This window comes from Acinetobacter tibetensis, assembly GCF_023824315.1.
Taxonomy (GTDB): Bacteria; Pseudomonadota; Gammaproteobacteria; order Pseudomonadales; family Moraxellaceae; genus Acinetobacter; species Acinetobacter tibetensis.
In genome coordinates this window covers 456,282-476,272 of sequence record NZ_CP098732.1, presented here as the reverse complement: position 1 = coordinate 476,272, position 19,991 = coordinate 456,282, and the positions used below count along the sequence as shown (strand labels likewise).

Genomic DNA, 19,991 nt, shown 5'->3' with positions numbered 1-19,991 from the left:
TTTAATATTCTAATAAATCTCCATCTTTATCAGTTTTAATTTTCACTTTTATTTTATCATTTGGTTTCTTAGATAAATTACCCAAATCAAATGTATATTTTTGTCCAACAAGTAAATATCGATTAAAGCTTTTCTGCAACAATTCCTTGTTCTGGCTATCTACCAATCGAATATCTGTAATTTGTACATGTGATTTTGCAATATTTTGAATATCGACCATCATATTATTATTTATCGTTTTAAGTTTTACATCAAGATTAGTTTTATCTTGTTTACCTACAAATAAAGGTAATGAAAAGTTAAACTGAAAATTTATTGCCTCATCATCTGCTACTGGGGTAACTTCATTAAAAATAACGCGCCAAGTTTTTTCACGATCTAGCTCGTTCCCTGTAAAGGGTTGACTAAACCCAATACGAACAATTTGTTTACTTTCTGGTTTTAACTCAAAAATCTTAGGATTGAATAAAATGTTTTTTTCTTCTTCAAGGACATCCTCTCCTTTTTCATTTTGGCTCCATTTCACAGCAGACAACTCAAAAATTTTAGAACGATCAAAATCAGAACTTTCCACAATGACTGTGGTACTTCTCTGTTGCTTATTTTTATCACCTAAATAAAGTTGTACTGGTGTAAACTTAATTCCTGCAATTAAAAAATTACTTAAGCTACTTAAAATTAAGAATAAAATTATTTTTCTCATATTTATTCCCTTTTAAAATTATTATAGTGGTGCATGTTATGCACATACACCACTATTTCCTATTTTTATTTAGAATGCAACCGCTACTTTATAAGTTCCTTTATAGGTACCCCAATGTGCCATGTCAGACACCGCACTTACAGTTTCTGCTTTCACTGTAAATGTTCTAGTTGATGAGGTATAAGGAAGTACTGCCCCAGTGTAATTAAATAAACCAAGTTTAGTATCAACATTCACTGGAATTTTTTGCGAAGCATCTATTTCATTATCTAAAGTAGATGGTTTAGTGATGTTGAGGCTATATGGTGCATTTGCACGGACATCGAAACCAGATTGTCCACTCCATTTACCACCAATAAGATTTTTTTGCATTACGATTTTTGATTTATCGATATCTAAATCACAATGTTTTTCAACAAATAATTCAATATCAATTTTACCATCACATTTGGTCCCACATCCGTCGCGACCTGGATGATGATATCCACCATCACCACCTTTTGCAGCCTCCTCACCATCTGCTAAAACTACTGTCGAACACATACCTAAAATTAATGCTGCCAATGCAGTTTTCACTTGCAATTTCATGGCCCTATCTCCCAGTTCCTTTATTCTTTAAAAAAATAATACATTATTTAAAAACAGCAACTTACATAGGATCATTTGTTATTCTTGAGCCTTTTTCGTAAGTGCATAGTTATCATATTCAATTTCAAAAGGAGCAACTTATATCGTGTTAAATCACGTGAATATTATTATTTTAAGCCTAATTCCCAATACACATTAACACGGCTGTTTTTCAGTTAAATATATAAAAATAGTGATATTAACTTTTCTTATTAATTTTTAAATTTAAAGTTTGTTTTTCTAATATGAAAAAATAAGTGCATGATTAATAAAATTTTTATATAATTTTACAATTTACACAATATTACAATATATTACCTTAAATTTACAAAACAATTTATTTTTATGAATTTAATCACATTTTTTAAAAAAAACAACGATTAACAATCAAAATATACCCAAAAAAAGATAAATTGCGCAAATTCTAATATTTACAGACATTAAGAAAAATCACCAATTATTTAATTACTCATATAAATCAATTTATTATTTTTTAATCTTTTATGAACACATAATAAGCTTAATATTTCCCCTATAAATCAGACAAAAGTGAAATATCAGCTTAAGACTGCAAACTATTTACCTATTACATGTAATTTTCATTATTTATGAGCTTGTATGGTTCTTCTGGTTTAAATTATTAGAATGAATTTAATTCAGCTAAGCATTCAGATAAAAAAACCTACCAAAATACGGGTTATATTACCTATCGATCAGTCGATAGCAGAACATTGGCTTTTTATTTTTTATGTTTTTTCTATTTAAATTTGAGATAAAAGAGAGAAGAGCTCTGCTTTAAACAAACTACGTGGTAAACAATAACCACCCACAATAAAAAACCCCTGTAAAAACAAGGGTTTAAAAGATTAAACTAAATCTTAGTTTTTCTCTTTATCTACAATCTTGTTCGCTTGAATCCAAGGCATCATCGCACGTAACTTACCACCTGTTACTTCAATGCCATGCGCTGCATTTTGACGACGACGAGCAGTCATTGATGGGTAGTTCAACGCACCTTCGTTAATGAACATCTTCGCGTATTCACCAGATTGGATACGTTTAAGTGCATTACGCATCGCTTCACGAGACTGTTCGTTAATTACTTCAGTACCCGTTACATATTCACCATACTCAGCATTGTTTGATACTGAATAGTTCATGTCCGCGATACCGCCTTCAAACATCAAGTCAACGATTAACTTAAGTTCGTGCAAGCATTCGAAGTAAGCCATTTCAGGCGCATAACCCGCTTCAACCAAAGTTTCGAAGCCCATTTTAACCAATTCAACTGCACCACCACAAAGAACTGCTTGCTCACCGAATAAGTCAGTTTCAGTTTCTTCACGGAATGAAGTCTCGATAATACCCGTACGACCACCACCTACGCCTGAAGCATAAGAAAGTGCTAGGTTACGTGCATTACCAGAGGCATCTTGATGAATTGCGATTAAGTCAGGAACACCTGAACCACGTTGGTATTCAGAACGTACAGTATGACCTGGTGCTTTTGGAGCAACCATGATTACATCAAGGTCAGCACGTGGAACAACTTGGTTATAAAGTACAGAGAAACCATGAGCAAATGCTAATGTCGCGCCTTGTTTGATGTTTGGCTCAATCACGTCACGGTAAAGTTGTGATTGGAACTCATCTGGAGTCAAGATCATGACTACGTCAGCTTGTGCTACAGCAGCAGGAACTTCAGCAACTTTAAGACCCGAATTTTCAGCTTTTTTCCAAGAAGTAGAACCTGCGCGTAAACCAACAGTTACGTCTACACCAGAATCTTTAAGGTTAAGCGCGTGCGCGTGACCTTGTGAACCGTAACCAATGATCGCTACTTTCTTAGATTGGATGATAGATAAGTCGCAGTCTTTATCGTAAAAAATTTGCATTGCTGTCTCCGCTAAAATGCTTGATATTCTGTAATTCCATCAAGAGATTTGTTTTTGATGAAATCCTCCTCTTTTCTCAAAAGGAGGTTGAATCGTGTTAAATAATTAAATGGTTAAAACTTTTTCGCCACGCGCGATGCCTGAAACACCAGAGCGTACAACTTCAAGAATGGTATTCTCTGCTAGAGCATCAATAAAACCATCAATTTTTTCAGTCGTACCCGCGATTTGAATGGTATAAGTCGTTGGGGTGACATCAACAATTTGCGCACGGAAAATGTCCGCAGTTCGTTTAATTTCAGCACGCGCCGAACCGAGTGATTTGACTTTAATCAACATCAATTCACGCTCAATGTGCGCACCTTCAGACAAATCAACCACTTTCACCACTTCAACCAATTTGTTGAGTTGTTTGGTGATTTGTTCAATTTTATGGTCATCACCATAAGTCGTTAATGTCAAACGAGATAAGGTCGGGTCTTCAGTTGGCGCAACGTTTAAGGTCTCAATGTTATAATTACGTTGAGAAAATAAACCCACCAAACGAGAAAGCGCACCAGCTTCGTTTTCTACAAGGACAGAGATAATATGTCTCATGACGTGCGCTCCCCTTTACCTAACCACATATCTTTCATCGACTGACCCGCAATAAGCATTGGATAAACATGCTCGGTACGGTCAACCATGACATTAATAAATACGCATTTATCGTTAATCGCCATTGCTTCAGCAAGCTTCGACTCTAACTCATCCGCATGGTCAATTTGGATACCAACGTGACCATATGCTTCCATCAACTTAGAAAAATCAGGCAGCGACTCTACATAAGAACTTGAATGACGTCCTTCATAGTTCATGTCTTGCCACTGTTTTACCATACCCAAAGCACGGTTATTCAAGCAGAGAATTTTTACATTTAAGCCATATTGCTTACAGGTAGAAAGTTCTTGAATACACATCTGAATTGATGCTTCGCCCGTAATACACACCACTTGCTGGTCTGGGAAGGCTAATTTGGCTGCCATTGCATAAGGCAAGCCCACACCCATCGTCCCTAAACCACCCGAGTTAATCCATTGACGTGGACGTGTGTATTTATAGTAAAGCGCACCAAACATCTGATGCTGACCAACATCCGACGTAATAATCGCTTGGCTATTGGTAATTTTATCCAATGCTTCAACTACTTGCTGTGGCTTCATTGAACCATCGGTTGGTTTGTCATAATTCAAACCATGTACTTTGCGCCATTCATTGATTTGCGACCACCAAGCTGCAATCACTTCAGGATTTGGCTTAGACACATTCATTTGTTTTAGCTGTGCCAACATTTCCTGAAGAACAGGCTCTACCGCACCCACAATTGGAATATGCGCAATAATGGTTTTTGAAATCGTCGCTGGGTCGATATCAATATGAATGACTTTGGCATTTGGACAGAATTTTGCAGGATTATTGGTTACGCGGTCATCAAAGCGCGCGCCTACACACAAAATCACATCCGCATTGTGCATGGTCATATTCGCTTCATACGTACCATGCATGCCCAACATTCCGATGAACTGCTCATCATTGCCCGGGAAAGCACCTAAACCCATTAAAGTATTGGTCACTGGATAGCCCAATAAATGTGCCAATTCAGTTAATAAAGCAGAAGCATTACCTTGAACAACACCACCACCTGTATAAATGACAGGACGTTTCGCATTAATCAGTTCATCAATCGCTTTACGAATTTGACCAGAGTGACCACGATGCGGTGGTTGATAAGAACGCATCTTCACTTTTTCTGGATATTCGTAGGCAAACTTTTCTGCTGGGTTGGTTGCATCTTTCGGAATATCAACGACAACTGGGCCTGGACGACCAGAAGCTGCGATATAGAATGCTTTTTTGATAATTGCTGGAATTTCACTCGCATGACGCACTTGGAAACTGTGTTTCACGATTGGACGTGAAATACCGACCATGTCTGTTTCTTGGAATGCATCTTCCCCAATTAAATGCGAAGCCACCTGACCAGACAAAATCACCATTGGGATTGAGTCCATATAAGCGGTTGCAATTGGAGTAACGGTATTGGTTGCGCCTGGGCCTGAAGTGACCAGTACTACACCCGTTTTACCTGTAACGCGCGAATAGGCATCTGCCATATGACCAGCAGCTTGCTCATGGCGTACGAGATAATGATTAATTTTGTCTTGTTGAAAAAGCGCATCGTAAATGTGTAAAACTGCGCCGCCTGGGTATCCAAAAACATGTTCAACGCCTTCGTCCGCTAATGCGCGAACAAGCATTTCACCACCAGATAAAAGTTCCAACGTGATTCACCCTAATCTTTTATCACCGCTTGATGGGAGACATCAGCAGTGTTCATTCATTAATTGTCTGCACTGTTATAGCACACATATTTCATAGTTTTCATGGCAATAGGAAAAAAATCCGATCCGTTTGCTGTTTGAGCAATATGGGATCTAAAACATGTTGGGATAAACATATTTTTATTTGCTTTGTTCACCATCTCGGCTAGAGATGACGCCCATTGCATGACGTAACACTTCTTCGAAGGGTGATCGAGAGAAGGCACATAAAACTAAAGACAGCATTTTTCTTGTTTAATCCCGTATTGTCAAGTTGAAAAATCAGCTTTTTTTTGATTATTTACAGACCGCTTATTTTTTAAGCAAGATGTGATTTTTTGTGCACTCAATCAAGCATTCAATAAATTATGTAGAATCTTCACTAAATTTCACCTATCCCTATAATTTATCGACATTAAATGTATATATTTTTAAATGTTTAAACACTAGAATTGCTTGTTCATATAGAAAATCAACCTATACTATTTTGCACACGTCATCTTCTGTTCTGGAATCTATAAATTTACTTTTACGACGACTTTACAGACAAAACATCTTCACAGAGAAATAAAACAGGACAAAATCTTATGTCACTTCCATTTCATTTGATCAGCAGTGTAGCGCTTACTTGTGCCTTGTTATATTCGAGTACATCACTTTGGGCTAAAGATTATTACAAATGGGTTGATGCGAATGGCTCAACGCATTACACCACTACCCCCCCACCGAAAAGTGCGCAAAAAAAAGGGAAAATTCAAACTTATGGTTGGACAAATTCATCATCATCTCAATCAACAACTGAAGCTGAGCCAATAGCAAAAGAAGCTGCTAAAACCGCTCAAGAAGCTGTTGCAGAAAAAACTACACCAGCAGTCTCAACAACGCCATCTCTTCCATCAGCAGCGGCTCCAACTCCCCCACCAATGGTGCCTGAATCTAACAAGAGAACCCCTTTAAAAGACGACTAATTACCATTTTTTCTGATCTTCAAATGAGCGAATCAGATGATAACTTTAGTCATCATCTGATTCGCTCAAGCATGTATTCAATAGAATGATTGCCGTACACGTACAAAAAATAATGCATGAATACAAAAAGGAAAAACTAACATCTCTATACAGCGATAGATTCGGTGCCCGCCCCCAAATAAGGTTAAAGACCTACATTGAATCAGCCAATTCATAGAAGAAAGAGAAATTAGCCAATTCAAAAAACTCATCCTATTAAATAGATATTTGAGAAATTTTGGTTGTGCATATTGCAAGATAAAACCCCATCTAAAAACTGACATTGCACCCAATTTTGCGCTATGCTGTGCAGCAAACTTTTAACCGTTGTTCCTAAATACGTTTATGACTACTCATATTGACCCTGAATATCAAGCTAGTGCGATTGAACCCTCTGTCCAACAAGACTGGGAAAATCGTAAAGTCTTTAAAGTTGCCGACACTGTCGAAGGTCCTCATCGTTACATTCTGTCGATGTTCCCTTACCCAAGTGGCAAGCTGCATATGGGTCATGTGCGTAACTATACCATTGGTGACGTCATTAGCCGTTTCCACCGTTTAAAAGGCGAAACTGTATTACAACCAATGGGTTGGGATGCGTTTGGTTTACCTGCTGAAAATGCGGCGATTGCACACCAAGTTGCACCTGCAAAATGGACTTTTGAAAACATTGCTTATATGCGTGACCAATTAAAAAAATTGGGCTTGTCTGTAGACTGGGATCGTGAATTTGCAACCTGCACACCAGAATACTACCATTGGGAACAATGGTTATTTGTTCAGCTTTATAAAAAAGGCCTGATCTACCGTAAACTTTCAACCGTAAACTGGGATCCGGTTGACCAAACAGTTTTGGCAAACGAACAAGTTGAAAATGGCCGTGGCTGGCGTTCAGGTGCATTGGTTGAAAAACGTGATATTCCAATGTACTACTTCCGCATCACCGACTATGCGCAAGAATTGTTAGACGATTTAGATACCTTAAAAGATGGTTGGCCACAACAAGTCTTGACCATGCAACGTAACTGGATTGGTCGTTCTACAGGAATGGAAATTACTTTTCCTTCTGCGAACACTGAAATCTATGCTGATGGCTTAACTGTTTATACAACACGTGCTGACACGCTTATGGGTGTGACTTATGTTGCTGTTGCAGCAGAACACCCTCTTGCGCTTAAAGCGGCGGAAAACAACCCTGAATTGGCTGCATTCATCGAAGAATGTCGTATGGGTTCAGTTGCAGAAGCGGACTTGGCAACAGCCGAGAAAAAAGGCATGGCAACAGGCTTGTTTGTAAAACATCCTGTAACTGGTGAAGAGCTTCCTGTCTGGATTGCAAACTACGTATTAATGTCTTATGGCTCTGGCGCTGTTATGGCTGTGCCTGCACATGACGAACGTGATTTTGAATTTGCTAACAAGTTTAACTTACCAATTAAGCAAGTGATTGATGCTAAAGGCGCTGACGATGCAGACTATTCTGCAACTGAATGGCAAGAATGGTATGGCTCGAAAGAAGGTAAACTGGTTAACTCTGGTGAGTTCGACGGTTTAGCATTCCAAGCTGCTTTTGATGCTTTCCTTGCAAAATTAGAACCACAAGGTTTAGCAAATTCTAAAGTTCAATTCCGTTTACGTGACTGGGGTGTTTCTCGTCAACGTTACTGGGGTTGTCCAATTCCAATGATTAACTGTGATACTTGTGGTCAAGTCACAGTGCCTGAAGATCAACTTCCTGTTGTATTACCAACAGACGTTGTACCAGATGGTTCAGGCAACCCGCTTAATAAAATGCCTGAATTCTATGAAACTAAATGTCCTTGTTGTGGCGGCGATGCACGTCGTGAAACCGATACTTTAGATACTTTCGTAGAATCATCTTGGTATTATGCACGTTATGCTTCTCCAGACTTTACTGGCGGCTTGGTAAAACCAGAAGCAGCGCAATCTTGGTTACCAGTCAATCAATACATTGGTGGTGTTGAGCACGCGATTCTGCATTTATTGTATGCACGCTTCTTCCACAAATTAATGCGTGACGAAGGCGTTGTACAAGGTAATGAGCCATTTACCAACTTGCTCACTCAAGGCATGGTGCTTGCAGATACCTTCTACCGTGAAGCAGAAAATGGTAAGAAAACTTGGTTTAACCCGGCTGATATCGAATTAGAGCGCGATGAAAAAGGTCGTATTCTTTCTGCAAAATACTCAGGTGATGGTCAGGAAGTTGTCATCGGCGGACAAGAAAAAATGTCTAAGTCGAAAAACAACGGGATTGACCCACAAGCGATTATTGACCAGTACGGCGCTGATACAGCACGTGTCTTCATGATGTTCGCTGCTCCACCAGATCAATCTTTAGAATGGTCGGATGCAGGTGTGGAAGGTGCAAACCGTTTCTTGAAACGTGTTTGGCGTTTGACGACTGGTTTCCTTGAAAAAGGTCATCAAGCCACTGTAATTGATACAGCAACGCTGTCAAAAGATGCACAAGACTTACGTCGTAAAACGCATGAAACCATTCAAAAAGTGGGTGATGACATCGAACGTCGTCATGCGTTTAATACGGCAATTGCAGCATTGATGGAATTACTCAATGCCAGCAACAAGTTCGAAGCGAAAGATGATAACGATGTTGCGGTAGCACGTGAAGCCATCATCACCTTGTTGACTTTACTTGCACCATTTGCCCCACATTTAAGTCAAACTTTATTGACTCAGTTTGGTATTGAATTGACACAAAGCCTATTCCCTGTTGTCGATGAATCTGCATTAACGCGCAATACTCAAACGATTGTGGTACAAATCAATGGTAAATTACGTGGCAAATTAGAAGTGTCTGTGGATACATCAAAAGATGAATTATTGGCACTTGCGAAAGCCTTACCAGAAGTACAACAATTCTTAACAGGTCCAACCAAGAAAGAAATTGTGGTTCCAAATAAATTAGTGAATTTGGTGGTTTAACTTAATCTCCCTTACTCCCTCTTTATTAAAGAGGGAAACTCCTCCTTTTCAAAGGAAGGTTGGGAGGGATTTTATTAGAAAATCTCCCCTAACCCCTCTTTCAAAAAGAGGGGGAAACGAAAAGGAATAAACAAAACCCAAACAAAGCCCGTTTTAATTTAACGGGCTTTGCTACTAAAATCAGATCAGTCCAATCAATTTGTATTACCCTGCTGAGTCAGCATTTACAGAGGAAAACACATGCATTTAGGCAAACGTTTCGCAACTCTTATTTTAACTTGCGGTCTAGGTGCAGGTTTAATCGGCTGTGGTTTTCATTTGAAAGGAACCCAACCTTCTGCGAATCCAGTGGCATATGCACAGATGAGTTTATCTTTGCCTAAAGACACGGAAGAATTAGAAGAAAAATTATCTATTTATTTAGGTGCTGCCAATGTTCAACTCAGTAACAGCCCCAATGCTTACCGTTTACATGTGTATAGTTATACGCCTGTTCGCCAAGAGCTACGTGGTAAACTGATTGAAACCTTACTGCGCTTGAATGTCACCTTCCGTATTGAAGATGCTCAAGGCAATCCTGTGACTGAAATGCGTACCGTGACTGCATCACGTAGCTACCAATATAATTTGGCAACGGTCAACACCGATGACCAAGAAGAAAAATTCTTAAAAGATGTGCTTGTAGATGATGTTGCACAACAAATTGTGCGCCAAATTTCATCGAATCGGTTACCTAAAGTTACTACCACAACAACACAACCTTAATCGTTATGAAACTCGACTATTTGCAGGCCCTTAAACGCATTCCAGAAGCACGTGGCGCATGGGTGCTGCATGGTCAAGAACCGCTGCTCGAACAGAATCTACTCGATGCCTTTCGTAAAAGCTGGCATGAACAAAATATTGAACGTCAACGCTATGACATATCCAATGTGAGCGATTGGAAAACGGTTTTCAATGCCTTGAACAGTTTGTCTTTATTCTCTACGCAACTCGCAATTGAGGTGCATGGCAACATCAAACCTGATGCCAATGGCATTAAATTACTCACCCAATATCTGCAACACAATGAACAGAATTTATTGTTGATTGTGATGCCGAAGCAAGACAGCAGCAGTTTAAAATCTGGCTTCTTTAAAGTGATTGATGCCAATGGAGTAAATGTCAACTTAACTGCCCATTACCCACAAGATCGACAACGGATTTTGGCGGTTGAAGCGGAAAAACTTGGAATTGAATTGGCCAATAATGCATGGCAATGGCTTGAACAACATCACGAGCATAATTTACTGGCAGCAAAGAACAGCCTAATGCGGGTACGGGATACTTTTCCTGATTTAGCACAAATTGGTATAGAACAACTTTTTGCCTGCTTACAAGACCAATCACGGTATAGCACCTTTGATTTAAGTGATGCCTTACTCGAAGGTAACTTTGCTCAAGCCGTGAAAATTTACCAATATCTATTGGCTTCGGGCGAGCCAATGAGTTTATTGCTATGGAGCATTAGCAAAGAGATGCGCCTTTTGATGCAGCTTTTTGAGCAACCGCAAAATGCCTTGCAACTCGGGATATGGAAAACCAAAGTGAGTCTTTATCAACAAGCCTTACGCCGCCTCAACCCAAAACAATTCCTCACGTGGCCTACACTTTTATTAAGAATAGATGCATCAATTAAAGGTTTGAGTCAGGAAAACCCTGAACAACTGATTCTACAAGCAATTGCGATGCTCTGCGGACGGCAGCTTTTTCACTAATTTTGCTCTTTTTAGTATGCCGACCTGTTGAAATACCATCAGCAAATTGGGGTGGTTTACATAATACTGATGAAATGTCGGTTCATTGTGATTTGAAACCTATAAAAGAATAATTATCATTTATGAAATGATCAAAAATTCACGATTTATCCGCATTTAACTTTTATACTATATATATGATTGTTTTTTACTCCTTGACTCCTATGCCAAAAATAAAATCTTTTAAAATTATTATCGTACTGCTCTGTATTGCTTTACTCGCTTATTTGGCTTGGAGCTATTTCAAACCCAAACAAGAACAACCACAATATATTACCGAAAGCGTGACACGCGGTGATCTTGAAAATACTGTATTGGCAACAGGAACTTTAGACGCGACTAAACTGGTCAGTGTCGGTGCGCAGGTGTCAGGGCAAGTACAAAAAATGTATGTGCAGTTAGGTGATGAAGTCAAACAAGGTCAACTGATTGCGCAAATTGATTCCACCACACAAGAAAATAGCTTTAAAACGGCTGAAGCCAACATCAAAAATTTAGAAGCTCAACGCTTACAACAAGAAGCCAATCTCAATGAGGCACATCTGGCATATAAGCGTCAACAACAAATGTTTGCTCAAGATGCAACCTCTAAAGCGGAACTTGAGTCTGCGGAAGCAAGCTTTAAAACTGCACAAGCACAAATTAAAGCCATTGATGCACAGATTGAATCTGCAAAAGTCACCAAATCTACAGCGCAAACCAACATCGGTTATACCCGTATTCTGGCACCAACTGATGGAACAGTGGTTGCGATTGTGACCGAAGAAGGTCAAACCGTAAACGCCAATCAAAGTGCACCGACCATAGTCAAAATTGCCAAATTACAAAATATGACCATTAAGGCACAAGTCAGTGAAGCCGACATTATGAAAGTCGAAAAAGGCCAACAGGTTTACTTCACGACTTTGGGTGATGACAGCAAACGTTATGCCACCCTTCGTCAGATTGAACCTGCACCCGACTCGATTAGTAGTGACAGCAGTACCAGTACCTCAAGCTCATCAAGTACAGCCATTTACTACAATGCTTTATTTGATGTGCCAAACCATGATGGCAAACTGCGTATTGATATGACCGCACAAGTCTATATTGTGCTCGATTCTGCACAGAATGCACTTCTGCTTCCTTCTTCAGCTATTTCTAATCGCCCTGTAAACAATAAGCAAAATAGTGCTGCCAAGGCACAAGCAGCATCCGCTGTTGAAAGCAAACCTGACTCAGACCGTACACAAGCGCCTAAGCTTGAACGTCTGAATTTAACCGCTGCCCAGCAACAACTGATTAAACAAGGTAAAGCGAGCTTAAGTGTGGTCCGTGTATTACAAGCCGATGGTTCAGCACAACCCAAACAAGTCCTGATCGGGATTAATAACCGTGTGAATGCACAAGTTTTGGCAGGTCTAAAAGAAAATGATCAAGTGGTGATTGCAGACAGTTCTGATACCTCAGCAGCCTCAGCCAACAGCAGCAATAAACGTCGCAATGGTCCACCAATGGGAATGTAAGCATGACAAAAAAAGCCTTGCTTGAAGTCAGCAATTTGGTACGAGAATTCCCTGCTGGTGAAAGTACTGTCCAAATTCTCAAAGGGATTGATCTGACCATTTACGAAGGCGAACTGGTTGCGATTGTCGGTCAATCAGGTTCGGGTAAATCGACTTTAATGAATATTCTCGGTTGCCTAGATCGTCCTACCTCAGGCAGCTATCTGGTCAAAGGTAGAGAAACTGGGCAACTCGAACCCGATCAATTGGCTGAACTACGCCGAGAGTATTTCGGATTCATTTTCCAGCGCTACCATTTACTTGGCGATTTAACTGCTGAAGGCAATGTTGAAGTTCCTGCCATTTATGCGGGCATTACACCTTATGCACGTAAACAACGGGCAACCGCCTTACTCACGGAACTTGGACTGGGCAATAAAACCCAGAACCGTCCAAGTCAACTTTCAGGCGGACAGCAACAGCGGGTGTCTATTGCACGTGCACTCATGAATGGTGGCGATGTGATCCTTGCCGATGAACCAACAGGTGCTTTGGACTCACACAGCGGTGTTGAAGTCATGCGAATTCTGCGTGAATTAAATGCTGCTGGACACACGATTATTCTGGTCACACATGACATGCAGGTGGCTAAAAATGCCGGCCGCATTATTGAGATCAGTGATGGACAAATTATTGCCGATCGCGTCAATCAGCCTGAATATGATACCGAATTACATCATGCCCCCGATGCTGAAACTGCAATTTCAGCACAGCAAGAAAAAAATAAAAGTGTTTCGGCATGGCGTTCCCTACTTGATCGCTTAGGTGAAGCCTTTCGTATGGCTATCCTGTCCATGAATGCGCATCGTATGCGCACTTTTTTGACCATGCTCGGGATTATTATCGGGATTGCTTCGGTTGTCACCGTGGTGGCATTAGGCAATGGCTCACAACAGCAGATCCTTAGTAATATTAGCAGCTTAGGAACAAACACCATTACCGTGTTCCAAGGTCGGGGTTTTGGTGATAATTCAAAAACTGCCAACTTTAAGACGCTGGTGCCCAATGATGCCGAAGCGCTCGCCACCCAGCCGTATGTCAGTGCGGTCAGTCCCATGGTGAGTTCATCTAAAACTATTCGCTATCAACAAAACGAAGCCAATGCCACCATTAACGGGGTTGGGGGTGATTACTTCACCGTTAAAGGTCTTACTTTCAAAAATGGGCAAACCTTTGATCAACGGAGTGTGCGTGATCGTACTCAAGATGTCGTGATTGATACCAATACCCAAAAGCAATTTTTTAGTGATGGCACCAATCCGATTGGACAAGTGATCTTACTCGGCAGTGTGCCTGGGCGGATTATTGGTGTCGTGGAACCCCAAACCAGTGCCATGGGTTCCGATGACACCCTGAACGTATATATGCCCTACACCACGGTCATGAGCCGTATGCTGGGTCAGACGAATGTGCGTAATATCATTGTACAAATCAATGATCAATACTCCACCAGTGCGGCTGAAAATGCAATTGTGAACTTATTGACCTTACGCCATGGTCAACAAGATATCTTTACCATGAACAGTGACAGTATTCGTCAAACCATTGAAAAAACCACCAGTACCATGACCTTATTGGTTTCTGCAATTGCCGTGATTTCATTGGTGGTTGGCGGCATTGGCGTCATGAATATCATGTTGGTCTCGGTCACCGAACGGACGCAAGAGATTGGCGTACGTATGGCGGTGGGTGCACGTCAAAGCGATATTTTACAACAGTTTTTAATTGAAGCGATTTTAGTCTGCTTAATTGGCGGAGTCTTGGGGGTATTACTTTCCCTTGGCTTAGGTCAAATCATTCAGAAATTTGCCGGCGGAAATTTTGGCATTGCTTACTCAACAACTTCAATTATTGCAGCATTTGTCTGCTCGACGTTAATTGGTGTGGTATTTGGATTTTTACCTGCGAAAAATGCAGCCAAACTCGACCCTGTTGCAGCACTTGCTAGAGAATAAGGACAAATTATGCAGTTTTCATTTACACGTCTGTGTACGGCAATGCTACTCGGTAGTACTTTAGTGGGTTGTGCGGCTGTGGTTAAAACACCTTATCAAGCACCCAGTGTGCAAACACCTGCTCAGTTCCAATATGGTCATGCGGCTGCACAACAACGACAGCAAGCCATCTATGCCGATCAATGGTGGACCTTATTTGGTGATACGCAACTGAATCAATTAATTGATGAAGTCTTAGCAAAAAATACCGACTTGGCTGTTGCGGGTATCACCTTAAAACAAGCACGCTTACAAGCTGATTTAACGGCGAATCAGCAAAAACCGCGTGTTAGCTCCACACTATCTACTGGACATAGTTTTGATCTTAATGATGGAAGTGATGCATCAAGCGGACTCTCTACCAAAGTTGGACTCAGTTATGAATTAGATTTATTTGGTAAATTGGCACGTCAAACCGAAGCTAAAAAATGGGAAGCACTGGCGACTGAACAGGATTTGCAAGCTACAGCACAAAGCTTGGTTGGCACCACAGCCAAACTGTATTGGCAATTGGCGTATTATCATGAAAGTCTCAGCACCGCACAGCAAAGTCTTACAACGTCGCAAAAGCTGTATGATTTAGTCAAAGCACAGTATCAAGCAGGTTCAGTTTCTGGCCTAGAATTGACCCAAGCTGAACAATCAGTACAAAGCCAAAAAGCCAGCCTGAGTCAAATTCAGCAAAACTTAGTCGAAACACGAACTGCGCTGGCTATCCTGCTACATATGCCTATCCAACAGTTGAATATTCAAGAACCACAGCGTTTACCGCAATTGGTATTACCTACTATTGCTGCGGGCTTACCCGCAGATATCCTGTCACGTCGTCCAGATTTAAAAGCCGCTGAATTACGCCTACGGGAAAGCCTTGCCACTAAAGATGCCACCACAGCGAGCTATTACCCTTCCATCAGCCTAACTGGAAGTTTAGGCAGCAGCAGTACCTCTTTAACGCAACTTTTGCGTAATCCGGCTCTGACTTTAGGGGCAAGTTTAAGTCTGCCGTTTTTGCAATATAACGATATGAAAAAAGATATCGCGATTAGCCAATTGGACTATGAAAAAGCCATTGTGCAATATCGTCAGAGTTTATATCAGGCCTTTGGCGATGTTGAAAATGCCTTGTCTGCACGCAGTGAATTGGATCAGCAAGTCAAGCTACAACAGCGTAATTTAGAACTGGCAGAAAAAGCAGAGCGCTTAACCGATGTACGTTATCGTTATGGTGCAGTGGCCTTAAAGAATTTGCTGGATCAACAAGAAACTACGCGTAGTGCACGTTTGACTTTGGTTAACACCAAACAAAGTCAATACAACGCCTACGTCACGCTGATGCAGGCTTTAGGTGGTAGTCCCATTCAGCAATTGCCTGAATAAATGAAATTTAAAGACATAAAAAACGGCACTTTTAAGTGCCGTTTTTTTTGAAATGAAGCGAATGATCAGTCATCGCCCATCAAATCAGGACTCATACCAACTGTATTGAAACCTGCATCAACATACATGATTTCACCAGTAATCCCGTTTGCCCAAGGTGAGCAAAGGAACAACGCTGCATTACCCACATCTTCAATGGTTACATTGCGTTTAAGTGGTGAAATTTTTTCATTCGCGTCTAACATCTTACGGAATGATTTAATGCCTGAAGCCGCTAAAGTACGGATTGGACCTGCTGAAATTGCGTTAACTCGAATACCTTCAACACCCAAGCTAGACGCCAAGTAACGTACGCCTGCTTCTAAAGATGCTTTTGCCATACCCATCACGTTGTAGTTCGGCATAACACGCTCAGAACCTTGGTAAGTCAAAGTCAATAAGCAACCTTGACGAGCCAATAACAATGGTTTTGCTGCACGCGCCATTGCAATAAAGCTATATGCACTGATGTCATGTGCAACACGGAAACCTTCACGATCTGTAACATCGGTAAAGTCGCCATCTAAAGTATGCGCTGGCGCAAAACCGATAGAGTGAACTACACCATCTAGACCATCCCAGTGTTTTGCCAATTCAACGAACGCTTGGTCAATTTCTGCATCCACAGCAACATCACAAGGAAACACCAATGTTGAGCCAAATTGCGCAGCAAATTCATCAACACGCTTTTTAAGTTTCTCATTCGGATAAGTAAATGCCAATTCTGCACCTTCACGATGCAATGCTTGAGCAATACCAAATGCGATCGACAACTTACTTGCAATACCTGCAATCAGAAAGCGTTTTCCCGCTAGTAGTCCTTGTGACATGTGAATCTCACTTAAAATAATTTAGGATGAATAATGCCAAGTCTGGCATCAGAACAAAATTGCAAAATGCGCCTTTTTTTCAGCAAATCACAGATTCATAACAATTCACCCTGCAAAAAGCAGGGTGAATATGGATTATGCTGAAGAAATGTTAAAAAACATCAATCAGTCATCCCCTTGAATCAAGCTCAATAAGCGCATGAATGAGTAATACATCCAGACCAAAGTCGCCAATAATGCAATCGCAGATAACCATTCCATAGACTTTGGTGCATGTTGTGCTGCACTGCTTTCAATCAAGTCAAAATCGAGAATGAGATTTAAAGATGCAATCACCGCCACAAAAGCAGCAAAACCAATACCTAACCAGTTACTTTCAAAGATATACGGCACACTTGAACCAAAGGCTAAACGCATGATGAGTTGCACCACAAACACGATTGCAATGGCAATGCTGGCAGAAAGTACAACAGATTTAAATTTTTCTGTGGCACGCACAATTTGTAAACGATACAAAGTAAACATCACCAAGGTCGTTACAAAAGTTGCCAATAATGCCTGCAACGGTACACCTGGGAATTTCAATTGGAAAATAACCGAAATCCCCCCTAAAAAGGCACCTTCAAAAAACGCATAAGGAATAGCGAGAATTTTCGCGGTATCTGGTTTAAAAGTCGTAATGAGCGCCAAAATCAATCCACCAATCGCACCTACAATTGCAGCGCTATAGGCAATAGAAATATTTAAGGTCATAAAGCTGTAGAAGAAAATACCTAAACCCAGTACCGCGGCAATTAAAGTCAACAATACAGACTTTTGAATCGCACCTTGAACGGTCATCGGCTGGCTGTAATCCGCGTAAACTTCGACGCGATTGAGTATCGGATTATTACTTTGCATATTTAAACTCTTTTTATAATTTAAAATGAATAAAAACAAAAATTTGTACTTTGCTTTAGATCAACTTAAAGCCGTACACCCTCTAGTTTGATGTAGAAAATATAACCTAAAAATGTGACAGACTAAAATAAAAATGGGGTTAAACACCCCATTTTCAGCCAATATCGATTTAGTCTTTATTCATGATAAAGAAGTATTCACGGTAATATTTCAATTCTGCAATCGAATCACGAATATCATCCATGGCCAAATGCGAGGCATTTTTCTTCAACCCACTCATAATTTCTGGACGCCAGCGTTTCGCCAATTCTTTCACTGAAGATACGTCCAAGTTACGGTAATGGAAGTATTGTTCCATTTCAGGCATTAAACGATGTAAAAAACGGCGATCCTGACAAATCGAGTTACCACACATTGGCGAGCTCTTTGGATTAACCCATTTTTTTAAGAACTCAATGGTTTGCTGCTCAGCATCTCGCGCTGTCAATTTACTACGACGCACGCGTTCAATCAGACCCGACTGACCATGTTGACGGGTATTCCACTCATCCATGGCATTCAGGATTAAATCCGATTGATGCACAGCCAATACTGGACCTTCCGCCAAAATATTCAAATGATCATCGGTCACAATCGTTGCAACTTCAATAATTTGGTCGTTATCGGTATCGAGACCTGTCATTTCAAGGTCAATCCAGATGAGGCGTGTATCAGGCGTGCTGCTCATAAATGTGCAATCTTATTGGCTGTAAAAACATTTATAGTAGCAAATTAATACCCTGAATGCTGTAATTCATCCCCCGCTTCATGCTATTTTTGCCATCTTGAATTCATGGTTTTTAGGATATGAATGGCTTTAATTCGTAAACGTCGCTTAACTGAACAGCAGCAGCGTCGTATTCAGAAACAGCAGAAAACACGTCAAGAAGAAATTGACACCTCAAATGATCTGGAAGGGTTAGTGGTTCAACACTACGGTCGTCAGCTTGAGGTGCAAGCCTTGTCAGTGCCAGACATGCATCCTGAAAAACCAAATGTACAAGATGGTGAACCAGAACCGTTTTGGAAACCGATTGAATTGGATAGTATTTGGCGTTGTCATACCCGTACCAATCTTGAATTACTGGTGACGGGTGATCGGGTCAAATGGCAAGCCGATCCGAATACGGGTTTAGGTATTATTACCGCCATCCATCCGCGTCGTTCCTTACTGACCCGTCCTGACCGTTATCATAAAGTGAAGCCTGTCGCAGCCAATATCAGTTTGATTGTGATTGTGTTTTCACCTTTACCAGAACCTGCACCCACATTAATTGATCGTTATTTGGTGGCATGTGCCGATGCCGACATTCCTGCCTTATTGGTCCTGAATAAAACCGACTTACTCAAAGAAAATGATCCTATTCTAGACATGCTCAAGGAATATGAAGATTTGGGTTATGAAGTGATGCAATGCCAATCTACAGGTGATCTCAGTGCTTTAGCACAGCGCCTTGAAGGTGAAACGGTGGCTTTTGTTGGACAGTCTGGGGTGGGTAAAAGTTCATTAATTAATACCATGGTTCCAAATGCCGCACAAAAGACCAATATTATTTCTGAAAACTCGGCTTTAGGTCAGCACACCACCACCTCAACGCGTTTAATTTCTTTTGGACAAAGTGCATCACTGATCGACTCGCCAGGAATTCGTGAATTTGGTTTATGGCATCTGACCACTGAAAAAGTGCAACAAGGCTTCCCTGAAATTCAAAATCAGTTGGGCTATTGTCAGTTCCGTAACTGTACCCATAAACATGAAAAACAGTGTGCACTGCGTGTCGCTGCCAGTAATGGTGAAATTTTGCCCCGTCGTTTGGACAGTTTTTTACGTTTAATGGATGAAATTGCTGAAGCCCAGCAAAAAAATTAGACTTTCTGTCTGTCCTCCCCTTGAAGCGGTGATTTTGATCACC

Annotated in this window: 16 protein-coding genes; 8 read left to right on the top strand and 8 right to left on the bottom strand. The window is 40.7% G+C overall.

Annotation, left to right across the window (positions count from 1 at the left end; genetic code table 11):
* Nucleotide 1: 1 nt before the first annotated feature.
* From M5E07_RS02340 to M5E07_RS02320, 5 genes are all read right to left on the bottom strand, one after another.
* The gene (locus tag M5E07_RS02340) at nt 2-703 is read right to left on the bottom strand and encodes a fimbrial biogenesis chaperone (protein ID WP_252221501.1); all 702 of its coding nucleotides are present in this window, start codon (nt 701-703) and stop codon (nt 2-4) included.
* A gap of 69 nt (nt 704-772) precedes the next feature.
* On the bottom strand, nt 773-1,291 hold the full coding sequence (locus tag M5E07_RS02335) for a hypothetical protein (protein WP_252221499.1): 519 nt from the start codon (nt 1,289-1,291) through the stop codon (nt 773-775).
* A 917-nt stretch (nt 1,292-2,208) separates the two neighbouring features.
* Nucleotides 2,209-3,225 (bottom strand): ketol-acid reductoisomerase, encoded by a 1,017-nt coding sequence (gene ilvC, locus M5E07_RS02330; RefSeq protein WP_116760476.1) that lies wholly within the window; start codon nt 3,223-3,225, stop codon nt 2,209-2,211.
* A gap of 105 nt (nt 3,226-3,330) precedes the next feature.
* Entirely contained in the window at nt 3,331-3,822 is a 492-nt protein-coding gene (gene ilvN, locus M5E07_RS02325) for an acetolactate synthase small subunit (RefSeq protein WP_116760478.1), read from the bottom strand.
* Nucleotides 3,819-5,546: an acetolactate synthase 3 large subunit gene (locus tag M5E07_RS02320; protein WP_116760480.1), complete on the bottom strand. Its 1,728-nt coding sequence runs from the start codon at nt 5,544-5,546 to the stop codon at nt 3,819-3,821. The genes ilvN and M5E07_RS02320 overlap by 4 nt, the downstream gene beginning before the upstream one ends.
* Before the next feature lie 626 nt (nt 5,547-6,172).
* Here M5E07_RS02320 and M5E07_RS02315 point away from each other — a divergent pair.
* The 7 genes from M5E07_RS02315 (at nt 6,173) to M5E07_RS02285 (ending at nt 16,270) form a co-directional block, all read left to right on the top strand.
* A complete protein-coding gene (locus M5E07_RS02315; RefSeq protein WP_252221496.1) occupies nt 6,173-6,553 on the top strand; it encodes a DUF4124 domain-containing protein in 381 nt (126 codons plus the stop codon).
* A 384-nt stretch (nt 6,554-6,937) separates the two neighbouring features.
* On the top strand, nt 6,938-9,559 hold the full coding sequence (leuS, locus tag M5E07_RS02310; RefSeq protein ID WP_252221494.1) for a leucine--tRNA ligase: 2,622 nt from the start codon (nt 6,938-6,940) through the stop codon (nt 9,557-9,559).
* A gap of 240 nt (nt 9,560-9,799) precedes the next feature.
* Nucleotides 9,800-10,324 (top strand): LPS-assembly lipoprotein LptE, encoded by a 525-nt coding sequence (locus tag M5E07_RS02305; protein WP_116760486.1) that lies wholly within the window; start codon nt 9,800-9,802, stop codon nt 10,322-10,324.
* Between the two features lie 5 nt (nt 10,325-10,329).
* Nucleotides 10,330-11,316, top strand: a complete 987-nt coding sequence (gene holA / locus M5E07_RS02300; RefSeq protein ID WP_252221491.1) for a DNA polymerase III subunit delta — start codon at nt 10,330-10,332, stop codon at nt 11,314-11,316.
* 203 nt (nt 11,317-11,519) lie between these two features.
* Nucleotides 11,520-12,860, top strand: a complete 1,341-nt coding sequence (locus M5E07_RS02295) for a MacA family efflux pump subunit (RefSeq protein ID WP_252221489.1) — start codon at nt 11,520-11,522, stop codon at nt 12,858-12,860.
* A gap of 2 nt (nt 12,861-12,862) precedes the next feature.
* Nucleotides 12,863-14,854 carry a MacB family efflux pump subunit gene (locus M5E07_RS02290; RefSeq protein ID WP_252221487.1) on the top strand — a complete coding sequence of 664 codons (1,992 nt, stop codon included), beginning with the start codon at nt 12,863-12,865 and terminating at the stop codon, nt 14,852-14,854.
* Nucleotides 14,855-14,863: 9 nt separating this feature from the next.
* Complete coding sequence (locus tag M5E07_RS02285; protein WP_252221484.1) at nt 14,864-16,270, top strand: efflux transporter outer membrane subunit; 1,407 nt, start codon at nt 14,864-14,866, stop codon at nt 16,268-16,270.
* Nucleotides 16,271-16,335: 65 nt separating this feature from the next.
* Here the strand turns inward: M5E07_RS02285 and M5E07_RS02280 are convergent, their stop codons facing one another.
* From M5E07_RS02280 to orn, 3 genes are all read right to left on the bottom strand, one after another.
* The gene (locus M5E07_RS02280; protein WP_252221482.1) at nt 16,336-17,139 is read right to left on the bottom strand and encodes an enoyl-ACP reductase FabI; all 804 of its coding nucleotides are present in this window, start codon (nt 17,137-17,139) and stop codon (nt 16,336-16,338) included.
* A 165-nt stretch (nt 17,140-17,304) separates the two neighbouring features.
* Nucleotides 17,305-18,039, bottom strand: a complete 735-nt coding sequence (locus M5E07_RS02275) for a Bax inhibitor-1/YccA family protein (protein WP_116760498.1) — start codon at nt 18,037-18,039, stop codon at nt 17,305-17,307.
* A gap of 169 nt (nt 18,040-18,208) precedes the next feature.
* Nucleotides 18,209-18,766 carry an oligoribonuclease gene (gene orn, locus M5E07_RS02270; protein WP_116760500.1) on the bottom strand — a complete coding sequence of 186 codons (558 nt, stop codon included), beginning with the start codon at nt 18,764-18,766 and terminating at the stop codon, nt 18,209-18,211.
* 123 nt (nt 18,767-18,889) lie between these two features.
* On the opposite strand from orn, the gene rsgA reads away from it, so the two are divergent.
* Nucleotides 18,890-19,948: a ribosome small subunit-dependent GTPase A gene (rsgA, locus tag M5E07_RS02265; protein ID WP_252221480.1), complete on the top strand. Its 1,059-nt coding sequence runs from the start codon at nt 18,890-18,892 to the stop codon at nt 19,946-19,948.
* Nucleotides 19,949-19,991 lie beyond the last annotated feature (43 nt).

Coding starts and splice junctions, on each gene's coding strand:
- rsgA (WP_252221480.1), top strand. CDS start 18,890: ATGGCTTTAATTCGTAAACGTCGCTTAACTGAACAGCAGCAGCGTCGT.
- M5E07_RS02285 (WP_252221484.1), top strand. CDS start 14,864: ATGCAGTTTTCATTTACACGTCTGTGTACGGCAATGCTACTCGGTAGT.
- M5E07_RS02275 (WP_116760498.1), bottom strand. CDS start 18,039: ATGCAAAGTAATAATCCGATACTCAATCGCGTCGAAGTTTACGCGGAT.
- M5E07_RS02295 (WP_252221489.1), top strand. CDS start 11,520: ATGCCAAAAATAAAATCTTTTAAAATTATTATCGTACTGCTCTGTATT.
- M5E07_RS02290 (WP_252221487.1), top strand. CDS start 12,863: ATGACAAAAAAAGCCTTGCTTGAAGTCAGCAATTTGGTACGAGAATTC.
- ilvN (WP_116760478.1), bottom strand. CDS start 3,822: ATGAGACATATTATCTCTGTCCTTGTAGAAAACGAAGCTGGTGCGCTT.
- orn (WP_116760500.1), bottom strand. CDS start 18,766: ATGAGCAGCACGCCTGATACACGCCTCATCTGGATTGACCTTGAAATG.
- ilvC (WP_116760476.1), bottom strand. CDS start 3,225: ATGCAAATTTTTTACGATAAAGACTGCGACTTATCTATCATCCAATCT.
- M5E07_RS02335 (WP_252221499.1), bottom strand. CDS start 1,291: ATGAAATTGCAAGTGAAAACTGCATTGGCAGCATTAATTTTAGGTATG.
- leuS (WP_252221494.1), top strand. CDS start 6,938: ATGACTACTCATATTGACCCTGAATATCAAGCTAGTGCGATTGAACCC.
- M5E07_RS02340 (WP_252221501.1), bottom strand. CDS start 703: ATGAGAAAAATAATTTTATTCTTAATTTTAAGTAGCTTAAGTAATTTT.
- M5E07_RS02315 (WP_252221496.1), top strand. CDS start 6,173: ATGTCACTTCCATTTCATTTGATCAGCAGTGTAGCGCTTACTTGTGCC.
- holA (WP_252221491.1), top strand. CDS start 10,330: ATGAAACTCGACTATTTGCAGGCCCTTAAACGCATTCCAGAAGCACGT.
- M5E07_RS02280 (WP_252221482.1), bottom strand. CDS start 17,139: ATGTCACAAGGACTACTAGCGGGAAAACGCTTTCTGATTGCAGGTATT.
- M5E07_RS02305 (WP_116760486.1), top strand. CDS start 9,800: ATGCATTTAGGCAAACGTTTCGCAACTCTTATTTTAACTTGCGGTCTA.